This is a genomic window from Streptomyces sp. D2-8, from assembly GCF_023184515.1.
Taxonomy (GTDB): Bacteria; Actinomycetota; Actinomycetes; order Streptomycetales; family Streptomycetaceae; genus Streptomyces.
The window spans coordinates 105803-118484 of record NZ_JAAHBP010000001.1 but is presented as its reverse complement, the minus strand read 5'-3'; the positions used below and the strand labels follow the sequence as shown (position 1 = coordinate 118484).

Here is a 12682-nt window from a genome sequence, read left to right as displayed (position 1 = left end):
ATCGGCAGCAGCAGCGCGCCGCCCGGTTAAGTCGTGTCCACTCCACTGATCAGTCATATGTATGGCCGCTGTGCTCACTGGGTTCTCGGACTGCGTCCAGCCCGACCAGTCCGACCACTCTCATGGGTGAGGGGGGGCGTAGCCACACACTCGTGTGCCGGACGCTGTGCGTCCGGCACACGGAGGAAGTGGGGCCACTACCGACGGGAGGCCGCGCGGCCTCTTCGGAACAGGACGACGCCGCTCGCCGTGAGGATCGCGGCGAGCCCCGTGGCCATCACTGTCTGCTCCCCACTACCGGTTTCAGCGAGGGAGGGCGGCTCAGCCGGGGGCTCTTCGTCGGGCGTGGATGACGTCGGAGGGCTTGCCGGTGGGGTCTCGGGCGTTGACGTCGGCGGCTGGGTCTTCACCGGCGGGTGGGTGTTCGGTGGCTGGGTGGTCGGCGGCTGGGTGGTCGGCGGCTGCGTCGTCGGCGGCTGCGTCGTCGGAGTGTCGCCGTAGCCGGACTCGCCGTCCCCGTAGCCGGACTCGCCGTCCCCGTAGCCGGACTCGCCGTCCCCGTAGCCGGACTCGCCGTCCCCGTAGCCGGACTCGCCGTCCCCGTAACCGGCCTCGTCGCCATAGCCGGCCTCGTCGCCATAGCCGGCCTCGTCGCCATAGCCGGCCTCGTCGCCATAGCCGGCCTCGTCGCCATAGCCGGCCTCGTCGCCGTAGCCGGCGTCATCACCGACGCGATTTCCGCCGTGGCGCATGAGGTTTCCGCTGGGGTCGAAGTCGCGGGCGGCAGCATGCGGGTTCGGGCCGGCGTCGCAGTGTTTCTCGAAGGACGGGGCCACTGAGGCACGCGTGTCACTGGAACTACCGCAGGCATTCGCGGGAACGCCGGACGGGGAGTCCGCGAACGCAGGGGCGCCGTACAGGGGCAGGATGCTTGTCGCGGCGGCGGCCACAAACAATGCCCTGCTCAGGTTCTGTCGCAATGTCGTCGTCTTCCTGCTCGAAGAACTGGTGAAGTCGGTCGTGGAGCCCGAGGTGCGGGATCAGGGCCGGCCATCCACCGTCAATCGGCCGCTGTGCCGACGGTGGTCGGCCGTGTCCGGACGGTAGGTGCTGTGGAAACCCATGCATGTCGCACACCGGGATCAAGGAACGTGCCTGCTGCGGCAGCCGTACCGTCGAAAGCCGCGTCACGGCTCCGCCGGCTCTCGCTTGTCAGGTCTTCCCCCGTCTCCCACGACTGCGCCGGGAAGCGGCTTCACGCCGACCATAGTTTCGCCGCCACCTGATTTTCTCGCTTGTCAGATGATGCGATCCACTGAAATGCCAGTACCGGCAGCAAGGGCACCGATAGATCCGGTCCGGAATCCGCTCCAGCGGCGGCTGTCTGACCAGCCATGCGCGAGCCCCGCCTTCAGTGCGGAACGAGGCCTTGCCCGTTTCCGGACAACGCGGCAGGATGACCGTGTCACGCATTTCCCCTCCGATGCGCGCTCCTGACCCAATCGCCAGAGACGCGGCGATTCGGCGTTTGACCCCCGTGAACCGAAGGCGCCCCTCCCGCGACGGACCAGGCTGCTGCCTGATCCGTCGGCCAGGGAGAGACGCCTTCGGTTTTGGTCACGAATCCTCGGGACACGATTCCTCAGGAATCGAGAATGGCTGCCCATGACCGGCGGACGGGACGTGAACGGTCACCATCCGGGGTTGGGGAGCTCCCTTGGTTGCGCAGGTGTCACTCACACACCGAGAATATCGCCGAGGGTCACCGAGAGCTCGAGACCAGCCTCGGCGTCGGACTCGGCCTCGGCCTCGGCCTCGGCCTCGGCCTCGTTCTCGTTGGTGTTCGTGTTCGTGTTGAAGATGTTGATCTGACCGAACTGGCAGTTCGGAACCGAGCCGTCGCCGGTGACGTCGTCGCCCGCCTCCGCCTCGGTGTTGCCGCAGACGTACGGGTCGTCCACCGGGTGGCCAGTACCCGCGCTGGCAGCCGAGGCGGAACCGGCGACGATGGCCACCGCAGCGAGGGCCGAGGCGGCGCCCAACTTCATGCTCTTACGCATTGAATCTCTCCGTTTCGGTCCTTCTCCGTTGGAAGAACGCAACAGATATTGCCCCAACTCCGAACCGCACACCACTTGAGAGGGCTCTGGCCCATCAACTTCATCCGGATGGCCCCGCATCGCGGGTGATATGAATTACATAAGGCGCAGGTCACGGTACATTGGTCAGCCATTGGAGCGATGCTGCCCTGCTCGTAAACCGAGTCGAATAGGCGCCTGATTCTCCATTCATCAGCGGTGTTCAGCGCTGGACGGTTCGGTGGTCCTCCCGTATTTCCCTCTGCTGTTCGAGGACGGGCCGCGCGTGACGCAGCAGGGTGCGCCGGGTTCCGTGGGTCCGGGGTTGCGGTCCCCCTCTGTGGTCCTCGTTGGAGCGTGAGCCCGTCGCCAGGTGGCGTCCGGACGTTGCGTGTGCCTGTTCCAGCTGGGCGTGAACGCCGCCGCCCAAGGCCAGGTCCGCTTTGTACGCGGGATGCGACGGCGGGCGTGACGGGTCGGACGGGCCGGAAGGTGGAGGAGCGGGCGTATCGCCGGCTCGGCCTCTTCGAGGCCTTCCTGGTCGTGCAGGGTGAGGAGCCACAGCCAAGTGTCGAGACCGCCGGCGGGGTTTGCGGTGAGCATCCAGCCTGTGCTGATCCGCCACACCGGTGCGGGCAGGTTCGCCGGCCCCACGGCGTTGTTGGCGCCGACGCGATCTTCGACCTCGGCGGGGTCGCGGTGCGGGGCGTCGAGGACCTGGATCTGGGTGGGGGGAGCCCGATGATGGCCCCCCCGTGCCGGATACTCGTCGCCGTGATCGAGTAGCGCCAGACCCGTCTTCTGCTCGAAGGCAGGCAGCTTTTCATGTGCCGCCGGGGCGGGTGCGCGTGGCGGACGATCAGCCGCATGCCCTCCGGCCGGCCATCGCGGGCGTTCCGCCCCGTCGACTCCACGGCCCCGCGTCCCGCTTGGAGGCCGCCGTCCCACTTCAGGACATGGGTCGGAGAGCCCGCGCCGTCGACCCGAACCAGGATCTTCGACTGGGAGGAGTGCGGTAGCTGATCCAGCGCGGAGCCAGGGACGCGGCCATGGTGGCCGGGTGCTCGCCCCTGCGGTGCCCGCCCGCAGTTCCATCGCGAAGCTCTCGCCGATGGCCGCCGGCCTGCCGCTTGAACGCGGTGGCGGGAGGGCGCCTTCACCCGCCCGCAGCGTCTCAAGTTCGCGGAGAGCGAGGCAGTCGCCTGGACGTGAACCGGTGAGCGACCGTATCGGGCAGGGAGCGGCCGGGCGGCTCAGGCGCCCTGGGGCCAGGCAATCACAGCGTCTGGACGACGATCACCGCCCGCTGCGGCACCTGTGGGTGGTGGCCCTCCCGGGGGCAGTGAATGGCTGCCGCCGTCCGGTCCTCGCGGAGTGCGGAACGGGCGGCAGCCGCGTCTCTCAGGTGGACGCCGCCGGGGGATGCCGGCGAGGGTGTACCGTCAGCCGCTGCAGATCGTGATGCTCTTCCCCCCGGTCTGCAGGGTGGCGCAGGCCTGCTCGACCTTCGGCACGGTGACACTGACGGCGCGCCGCACACCAGCCTTGACGTCAAGTGTGACGTTCGCGAACTGGGTGTCGCCGGCGGAGATCCTCACCTCGACGGTCCGCGCCTCGGCGCACGTGGCGCTGACGTCGATCGTGCTGGTCGCATCGTTGCTGATCTTCTGAAGCCCGACATCACAGGGGAAGTCCTGCTGCACGGCGGCCTGAGCGGGCGCGGCGGTCCACAGCGGTGCGGAGACAAGGAGCGCGGTGGCCGCCGAACGGAACATGAGGTGAGGCATGGGTCCTTCCACGTTTCACTGGGACAGGCCACCACAGGGACCTGCCCTCGACGAAGGCGCCCGGGGATCCGTTATGCGCCTTTCGGGGTGATGCGACCACGGGTCCATGAGCCCCGCAACCCGCCACGCCCGGATCCCTCCCGGCTCCGCCCCGCGGGTGAACCGGTCTTCTTTCTTCTCGCTTGTCTGTGCGGGGCGTCGGTCGCCTTACAGGGCCGCGATCTCCTTCGCGTACGCCGTCGTCACCTCCTGTCGTGATGAGTCCCTTCGCGGCTGCGGTGCCCTCGCGGGCAAATTCGGCGCCCGAAGCCCGGCGCGAGGAGGACCACGGCCGGAGCCTCGGTCGCGTTTGCTGTAGAGCGTTACGCGCACTTCTCTTCAGCGAACTGCCGGGGCAGGCGGCTCCGGAGTCGTGGGGTCTGCCAGGTCCTCGACCGGCGAACAGCGCACCCCTGGCGCAACCCGGCGGATATTGTCGGCCCGGATGCCGGCGGAGTCCTCGGTGATGTCGAAGAGCACCCGCTCGCCCGCGAGTGGCGTGCGGTCCACACGACCGTGGACCGCGGAACGGCAGGCGACAACATCCGGTGCTCCGTCGTCCCGTGAGATGAGGCCCACTCCCCGGTCAGGATCGAACCACTTCACGGCACCACTCGGCACAGCACCCTCCGATATCCAGCGACAAGGGCGGAGAGTTCACGCACCATCCGCGCACACCTACTCGCCCTCAGCCCGCACACATCTGGCACGCGAGACTTCCAGGTCCGATAAACCCATGCCCACGAACGAGTGACGCGGCCTCCACCGATGCGGGCTATGGCGGGGAATAGCCATCCCTCCCGGCTGCACACGGGCATTGACGGAAACGTGAAGTGCACTGTCGTCTCATGAGGCCTCCTCCGCGAAGGCGGGGCCGCCCAGCGCCGCAGGGCGCACCTTCCAGAGCGGCCCTTGGTGCCCGCACGCCGAAGGCGTGCCGCACCCGGGCCCCGTCGCGCCCACTGAGCGGCGTCGGTGGCGGCGACCAGAGCCGTGGTCGTCATCTGGACCGGCCGCCACTTGGAGGGCGGGTTCCAGCGGTCCGCACTCCGCACACGCGACACGGCCGCCCCGTGCCGGCCTTGGCCGCGAGGGTGCCCAGGGCCTGCTGGAGAGCCGCTTCCATGGCAGTGGGAACAAACAGCGTTCCCACACCGTCGGGCGGAACCAACCAGCGAAGACGCCCTGAGTTCCGGTGCGGCGCTGGTGTCGTGACCCAAGCGCCATGGCCCAGGTACCGGACATCCGTGCCGACCCAGCGGCCTGCGGGATCCGGTGGCAGGAAGAAGCCAACTCTGCGAGCGACTGCATCCGCCAGTACGGGACCGGGTGCCTGCGGCATGCGTAAGAGGGCATCCAGGGCCAGTGCGCCCACATCCACCGGCACACTCAGCACATCCCAGAACCGTCCACAGGCCAGCACCGCGACGCCGCTTTCTCCATGCCACTGCCGTTTGCAGTCGCCAGGATCAGTCGCGGCGGCGGCGAGCCACTCCGTGGCCTGCCTCCTGATGGTTCGCATGAGGTTCCTCCGGATCCATCGAAAACGGCTTTCCCCCTTGCCACCACGGCTGGTCAGGCCCGGCCCGTTCATGATGATGGATTGCTCGATTCCACGGAAGGGGTGGCGCACCATGGCGAATTCCCTCTGACGTGCTCGATACCGGGCCACGCATTCCCCTGGCTTCTGAAAATCTCCCAAGAATATGAATTCATACGTGACCGGGGACTTGCAGGCCTGTTCCTACCAGGGTTTCACCTGAACTTGACGCCCAGTCACCAACACGCACCGCAACCGCCACGTTGCCGAGGTGGCCTCACTGCATCACCCCCCGGCCGGGCCCGCTGCACGGTCACCTCAGTCGGTTCGCTTCAGTCGCCTCGCCATGTCGATCGCCTCCGCGAGGCGGCGCGTCTCGCCGTCCTTCGCGCGGTCCGCCAAGTCGCCTGCTCTCTCGAAGAGTTCGTCGAGACTGAGGGCTCCCGGCAGGGAGGGTCCGGAGGTGCCGAGGGCGTCGGCGAAGTAGGCGGCCGTGGCGGTGGTCCGCAGGCCGCGGTTCGCGCTCCAGACGGAGTCGTCGAGGGCGTCGGCCTCCAGGTCGCCGGTCTCCTCGTGAGGGGCGCGGGTGCCGGGGTCGAGCCAGCGGACGGTGGCCGTGGCGAGGTGGCCCTCGGCGCCGGGCTTGGTGCGCACGGCGTACAGGGCGGTGACGGTGTGGCCGGGGCCGACCTCACCGCCGTCGACGCGGTCGTCGCGGAAGTCCTCGTCGGCGACGCGGCGGTTGTCGTAGCCGACGAGGCGGAACTCCTCGACCGTCTCGGGGTCGAAGGCGACCTGGGCCTTGGCGTCGCGGGCGGTCAGGTCGATGTTGCGCGGGAGCTGCTCGGAGAAGACCTTGCGGGCCTCGTCGGAGTCGGACACGTAGACGGTGTGGCCGTCGCCCTTGTCGGCGAGGTCTTCCATGAGGGCGTCTCCGTAGTCGCTGCCGACGCCGACGCCGAAGAGGGTGATGCCGTGCTCGCGGCGTTCGCCGGCGATGCGCTCCAGGATGGTGTCCGCGTCGGTGTCCCCGGTGTTGGCGAGTGCGTCGGAGACGAGGACGACGCGGTTGGTGGCGCCCTTGCGCAGGCCCTCGACGGCGGTCTCGTAGCCGGTCTCGACGCCGGCGCCCAGGTTCGTGGAGTCCTGGGTGTCCAGGTCGGAGATGGCGTCCTGGATCTCGTCGCGGTTGCCGTCGAGGCGGGTCATGGGCAGGACGGTCTCGGCCTCGTCGCTGAAGGTGACGAGCGCGACCGAGTCGTTGTCGCGCAGCCGGTCCGTCATCACGGAGAGGGACTCCTGGGCGAGGTCCAGGCGGCCCGGTTCGGCCATGGAGCCCGAGACGTCGATGACGAAGGTGAGGGCGGCGGGCGGGCGTTCGCCGGTGCGCTCCGCGGTGCGGGTGGCGAGGCCGACGCGGACCAGGGACCAGTCCTCGTCGTCGGTGCGGGCGCCGTCGACGGTGACCGAGAAGCCGTCGCCGTCGGGGCGGTCGTAGTCCTGGCGGAAGCTGTTGACGAACTCCTCGGGGCGGACGGTCGACGGGTCGGGCAGCCGGCCGTCGGCGAGGGCGCGGCGGGCGTAGTCGTAGGAGGCGGTGTCGACGTCGAGGGCGAAGGTGGAGAGATGGTCGGGGTCTTCCCGGCGGTCGTCCCGCTCCTCGGCGCCCCGGCTCTGGGCGGGTGCGGGCTGGCCCGCGCTGTAGTCGTGACGGTCGGCGGCCTTGCTGCCCTCGCCGGAGTCGGCGCCCCCGCTGCACGCGGTGAGCAGCAGGCCGCTCACGGCCGTGAGGGCGAGCAGCGCTGTTCGTGTCCGGAACCGTTCCATCGTCCGTACCCCCTGCATCCGTTGGCGTCGGCTACTTGTGACTGTGACGGCGCAGGGGGCCCGAACGTGCGGTACGGGGCGTTGCGGAAGCGTCTCGAAGCGGCCACGGGGACCGCCTTTCGAGACCGGTGGGTGATCCTCCGTTGACCTAGGAGACGACGTCCTTGCGGGCGAAACCGCGGAAGGCCAGGGCGAACAGCACGAGCGCGTACGTTACGGAAATCGACGTGCCCTGGATCATGTCCGACCACTCCAGCTGCGGCCGGACGGCGTCGAGCCAGGCGTACTGCCAGTGCGCGGGCAGGAAGTGGCGCCAGTCGCCGAGGGCCGTCACCTCGTCGAGGACGCTGCCGATGATGGTGAGGAACACCGCACCGCCGACCGCGCCGAGCGGTGCGTCCGTGCGGGTCGACAGCCAGAACGCGAGGGCCGCGGTGACCAGTTGGGACACCATGATGTAGGCGACGACGATCAGCAGGCGCTGGGCGGCGGTGCCGGTGGGCAGGGTGCCGCCGGTGGGCAGTTCGAGCGGACCCCAGCCGTAGGCGGCCGTGCCGACGACGAGGGCGACGATCGGCAGCAGGACCATCGCGGCCAGGCTCAGGCTGAGTCCGACGGCGAGCTTGGACCACAGCAGCCGGGCCCGGGGCACGGGGGCCGCGAGCAGATAGCGCAGGGAGGACCAGCTGGCCTCCGAGGCGACGGTGTCGCCGCAGAACAGGGCGACGGGGATGACGAGCAGGAAGCCGGCGGCGGAGAAGAGGTTGACGGCGGCGAAGTTGGCTCCGGACGCGGTCGCCGTGTCCATGAGGTTCACGCGGTTGTTGTTGCCGCCCGGGTCGCCGCCGACCTGGAAGGCGATGAGCAGGACGAGCGGCAGGGCGAACAGGACGCCGCCCATGACCATCGTGCGGCGCCGCTTCAGCTGCCGGACCAGCTCGACGCGGAACGGCAGGGTGCGGCCCGCGCGGTAGCCGTCGGCGACCTCGACGGGCGGCTCGGCGAGCTTGCTCATGCTTCGGCTCCGATCAGGGTGAGGAAGGCGTCCTCCAGGCGGCGGTGGGGGCCGACCGACCGCACCGCCACGTCGAGCCGTACGAGGTCGGCGACCAGGCGCTGCGGGGTGCCGTCGGCGTCGAGCTGGACGAGGAGGCCCTCGTCGGTGCGCACGGCCGAGGCGACGCCCGGCAGGGCGGTGACCTTCTCCATGACGGGCTCGTCCACGGGTGTGGCCGTGCCGACGAGGAGGGTGTCGCCCGAGCCGACGATGTCCTCCACCGGGCCCGCCTGGACGAGCTGTCCGTGGTCCATCACGACCAGGTGGGTGCAGGTCTGCTCGACCTCCGAGAGGAGGTGGCTGGAGACGATGACCGTGCGTCCCGCGGCGGCGTAGCGGATCATCACCTCGCGCATCTCGCGGATCTGGGGCGGGTCCAGGCCGTTGGTCGGTTCGTCGAGGATGAGCAGGTCCGGCAGGCCGAGCATGGCCTGGGCGATGGCGAGGCGCTGGCGCATGCCCTGGGAGTAGGTGCGCACCGCGCGGGCGAGCGCGTCGCCCAGGCCCGCGATCTCCAGGGCCTCCTCCAGGTGCGCGTCCTCGGGCGGACGGCCGGTGGCGCGCCAGTACAGGTCCAGGTTCTCGCGGCCGGACAGGTGGGGCAGGAAGCCCGCGCCCTCGACGAAGGCGCCGACCCGGGAGAGGACCGGGGCGCCGGGGCTGATGGCGTGGCCGAAGACGCGGATCTCGCCGCCGTCGGGCTTGATCAGGCCCATCAGCATGCGCAGGGTGGTCGTCTTGCCCGCTCCGTTGGGGCCGAGGAGGCCCAGCACCTGGCCCTTCTCCACGCGGAAGGACAGGTCCTTGACGGCGTACCGGTCGGAGGACTTGGCGTAGCGCTTGGTCAGGTCCGTGATCTGGAGCGGGACTTCGGCGAGCTCCGGGGCGGGCGGGGCGGGGGCGGCGGTGCGGCGGCGTCCCGTGATGATCAGGGCCAGGGCGATCACGGTGCCGGCGATCGGCATCCACCACACCCAGGCGGGCAGCCCGCCCTGCATGTCGCGCTGCCCCAGCGCCGACGGGACCTTCAGGTCACCCTTGAGGGAGACGGTGTACGTCGCCGGGGAGGCCGGGGAGGCGTAGCCGAGGTCCGTCGAGGCGAGGACCAGGCGCAGCCGGTGGCCGTCGTCGATCTCGTGGTCGATCGCCGGGAGGGTGATCGTGACGTCCTTGCCGGCCTTGGCGCCCTCGACCCTGAGGGGCGTGACGAGCTGGGAGGGCAGGACCGGCTGGGAGCCGCCGCCCGGGCCGACGTCGTAGACCTTGGCGAAGAGCACGGCGTCGTCGCTGGTGGACTTCACGTGGACGGTGGCGGTGGGCGAGCCGGTGATCTGGACGTCTTCGCTGAAGGGCGCCGACTCGAACGCGGCGAACTGGCCGGGGAAGTCGAGCGAGATGCCGATGCCGAGGGTGGAGAGCTGGCTGAGGCCGCCGGCGCCGCCGAGGCCGGGCAGGGCGGAGACGCCGGGCGGGCTGGCGCCCGGCGGATTGTCGAAGCTCTGCTCGCGGCCGGCCAGGGCGATGGAGCGATGCTTGGCCTCCAGGCCGGGGTAGCGGTCCGAGGTCACGCCGGTCAGGCGGGGTTCGCCGTCGCCGGAGCCCAGGCCGAGGGTGCGGGTGACGCGGAAGGCGGGGCCGGTGTCGGCGGCCTTGTCCTGCTTCAGGTAGCGGTCGAACCAGGTCGTGACCCGGTCCTGGACGCGGCCGGTCTCCATGTCGCCCCCGTCGTGGCCGCCCGCGATCCAGTCGACGTCGACGGGGGCGCCGTTGGCGCGGATGGCCTTCGCGGCCTGGTCGGCCTGGCCGAGCGGGAAGAGGGAGTCCGACTGGCCCTGCATCAGCAGGGTCGGCACGTCGATGTCCTTCCCCACGGCGGACGGCGAGCGCGCCTCGAGCAGCTTGCGCGCCTCGGCGTCCGGCGTGCCCGACTCGGCGACCCGCTCGTACATCCGGCACAGCGCGGGCTCGAACTTCTCGCAGCCGCCGCCGGAGTTGACGAAGATGCCGGCCCAGAGCTTCTTGAACACGCCGTTCGGGAAGAGGGCGTCGGCGAGGTTCCAGTAGGTGATCGCCGGGGCGATGGCGTCGACGCGGTCGTCGTGGCCGGCCGTGAGCAGCGCGATCGCGCCGCCGTAGGAGGCGCCGGCCATGCCGACGCGGGGGTCGCCCTTCTTGTCGAGCTCGACCTGGGGCTGCACGGCCAGCCAGTCGATGAGCTTCGAGACGTCGGCGACCTCGCCCTCGGGGTCGTTCAGCCCGATCTTGCCGTTCGACGTGCCGAAGCCGCGGGCCGACCAGGTCAGGACCGCGTAGCCGTCCCGGGCGAGGTCCTCGGCCTGCTGCCGTACGTCGTTCTTGCTGCCGCCGAAGCCGTGCCCGAGCAGGACGGCGGGGCGGCGGCCGGCTCCGCCGGAGGTGAAGTACGAGGTGTCGATGCGGACGCCGTCGCCGGTGGGCAGGGTCCGGTCTTCACGGTGGACCGGGGGCACTTCGTCGTTCGCGACGGCGGTCCACGTGCCCGCGCCCGCGAGGACGACGACGGCGGCCCCGGCGGCGAGGAGCCTCCGGGGCCTCCGAAGCAGCCCGTTCAGCCCGGGCAGTCGAAGATCCATGCATCAACGGTACGGGGTGAACCTGTCGAACAGTTGTCGACCGGAGGCCGAGGTAAGGGCCGTTCCAGGGGTGTACACGGGGTTGCGGCGTACTGCGGGTGGTGTACGGCTCCGAGCTCGGTGCGGCCTCCGCGTTGCCGGGTACGGGTGCGTTGTGGCTATTCGCGCAGTTCCCCGCGCCCCTGAGAAGCCTGCTCGTCCGCCGGGATCGAGATGCGGTGGATGCCTCAGTGGTTGCGCGGGAAGCCCAGGTCCACGCCCGCCGGGGCGTCGGCCGGGTCCGGCCAGCGGGTGGTGACGACCTTGCCGCGGGTGTAGAAGTGCGTGCCGTCGTTGCCGTAGATGTGGTGGTCGCCGAAGAGCGAGTCCTTCCAGCCGCCGAAGGAGTGGTAGCCGACGGGGACCGGGATCGGGACGTTCACGCCGACCATGCCGGCCTCGACCTCCAGCTGGAAGCGGCGGGCCGCGCCGCCGTCCCGGGTGAAGATCGCGGTGCCGTTGCCGAACGGCGAGCCGTTGACGAGGTCCAGGGCCTCCTCGTAGGTCTCCGTGCGCAGCACGCACAGGACCGGGCCGAAGATCTCGTCCTGGTAGGCCTTGGCGGAGGTGGGCACCTTGTCGAGCAGCGAGATGCCGATCCAGTGGCCGTCCTCGAAGCCGTCGACGGTGAGGCCGGTGCCGTCCAGGACGACCTCGCAGCCCTCGCCCGCCGCGCCCTCAACGTAGGAGGCCACCTTGTCGCGGTGGACCTTGGTGATGAGCGGGCCCATCTCGGACGCCGGGTCGTCACCGGGGCCGATCTTGATCTTCTCGGCGCGCTCGCGGATCTTCTCCACCAGCTCGTCGCCGATCGCGCCGACCGCGACGACCGCGGAGATGGCCATGCAGCGCTCGCCGGCGGAGCCGTAGGCGGCCGACACGGCGGCGTCGGCGGCCGCGTCGAGGTCGGCGTCGGGGAGGACCAGCATGTGGTTCTTGGCGCCGCCGAGGGCCTGGACGCGCTTGCCGTTGGCGGAGGCGGTGGTGTGGATGTAGCGGGCGATCGGGGTCGAGCCGACGAAGGAGACGGCCTTGACGTCCGGGTGCTCCAGGAGGCGGTCGACGGCCACCTTGTCGCCGTGGACGACGTTGAAGACGCCGTCCGGCAGGCCCGCCTCCGACAGCAGCTCGGCGATCTTCAGCGAGGCCGACGGGTCCTTCTCGGACGGCTTCAGCACGAAGGTGTTGCCGCAGGCGATGGCGATGGGGAACATCCACATGGGCACCATCGCCGGGAAGTTGAACGGCGTGATGCCCGCGACGACGCCGAGCGGCTGGCGGATGGACGAGACGTCCACGCGGCTCGCCACCTGCGTCGACAGCTCGCCCTTCAGCTGCACGCTGATGCCGCAGGCCAGGTCGACGATCTCCAGGCCGCGGGCCACCTCGCCGAGGGCGTCGCTGTGCACCTTGCCGTGCTCGGCGGTGATCAGCTCGGCGATCGCGTCCCGGTTGGCGTCCAGCAGCGCGCGGAACGTGAACAGGATCGAGGTGCGCTGGGCCAGCGAGGACTGGCCCCAGGTCAGGTAGGCCTCCTTGGCGGCGGCCACCGCCGCGTCCACCTCGTCGACCGAGGCGAACGCGACCTGCGTCGTCACCTCGCCGGTCGCCGGGTTGGTCACCGGCCCGTGCGTGCCCGAGGCGCCTTCGACGGTCTTGCCGCCGATCCAGTGGTTGACGATCTTCGTCATGGCCGGGAACTC

Annotated in this window: 9 protein-coding genes; all 9 read right to left on the bottom strand. The window is 70.3% G+C overall.

Annotated elements, in window-relative coordinates; all coding sequences use genetic code 11:
- Positions 1-197: 197 nt before the first annotated feature.
- A complete protein-coding gene (locus G3I77_RS00515) occupies positions 198-836 on the bottom strand; it encodes a hypothetical protein (RefSeq protein WP_248500406.1) in 639 nt (212 codons plus the stop codon).
- 900 nt (positions 837-1736) lie between these two features.
- Positions 1737-2060: a hypothetical protein gene (locus G3I77_RS00510; RefSeq protein ID WP_248500405.1), complete on the bottom strand. Its 324-nt coding sequence runs from the start codon at positions 2058-2060 to the stop codon at positions 1737-1739.
- A 1460-nt stretch (positions 2061-3520) separates the two neighbouring features.
- On the bottom strand, positions 3521-3853 hold the full coding sequence (locus G3I77_RS00505) for a hypothetical protein (RefSeq protein WP_248500404.1): 333 nt from the start codon (positions 3851-3853) through the stop codon (positions 3521-3523).
- 390 nt (positions 3854-4243) lie between these two features.
- Positions 4244-4510, bottom strand: coding sequence for a cold-shock protein (locus G3I77_RS41065; RefSeq protein ID WP_374385070.1), 267 nt, complete (start codon positions 4508-4510; stop codon positions 4244-4246).
- 394 nt (positions 4511-4904) lie between these two features.
- Complete coding sequence (locus G3I77_RS41060; protein WP_248501423.1) at positions 4905-5426, bottom strand: bifunctional DNA primase/polymerase; 522 nt, start codon at positions 5424-5426, stop codon at positions 4905-4907.
- Positions 5427-5762: 336 nt separating this feature from the next.
- Positions 5763-7271 carry a von Willebrand factor type A domain-containing protein gene (locus G3I77_RS00495; protein ID WP_248500403.1) on the bottom strand — a complete coding sequence of 503 codons (1509 nt, stop codon included), beginning with the start codon at positions 7269-7271 and terminating at the stop codon, positions 5763-5765.
- Between the two features lie 148 nt (positions 7272-7419).
- A complete protein-coding gene (locus tag G3I77_RS00490) occupies positions 7420-8286 on the bottom strand; it encodes an ABC transporter permease (RefSeq protein ID WP_248500402.1) in 867 nt (288 codons plus the stop codon).
- Positions 8283-10940, bottom strand: a complete 2658-nt coding sequence (locus G3I77_RS00485) for a CocE/NonD family hydrolase (RefSeq protein WP_248500401.1) — start codon at positions 10938-10940, stop codon at positions 8283-8285. The genes G3I77_RS00490 and G3I77_RS00485 overlap by 4 nt, the downstream gene beginning before the upstream one ends.
- A gap of 227 nt (positions 10941-11167) precedes the next feature.
- Complete coding sequence (mmsA, locus tag G3I77_RS00480; RefSeq protein WP_248500400.1) at positions 11168-12670, bottom strand: CoA-acylating methylmalonate-semialdehyde dehydrogenase; 1503 nt, start codon at positions 12668-12670, stop codon at positions 11168-11170.
- Between the last annotated feature and the right edge of the window lie 12 nt (positions 12671-12682).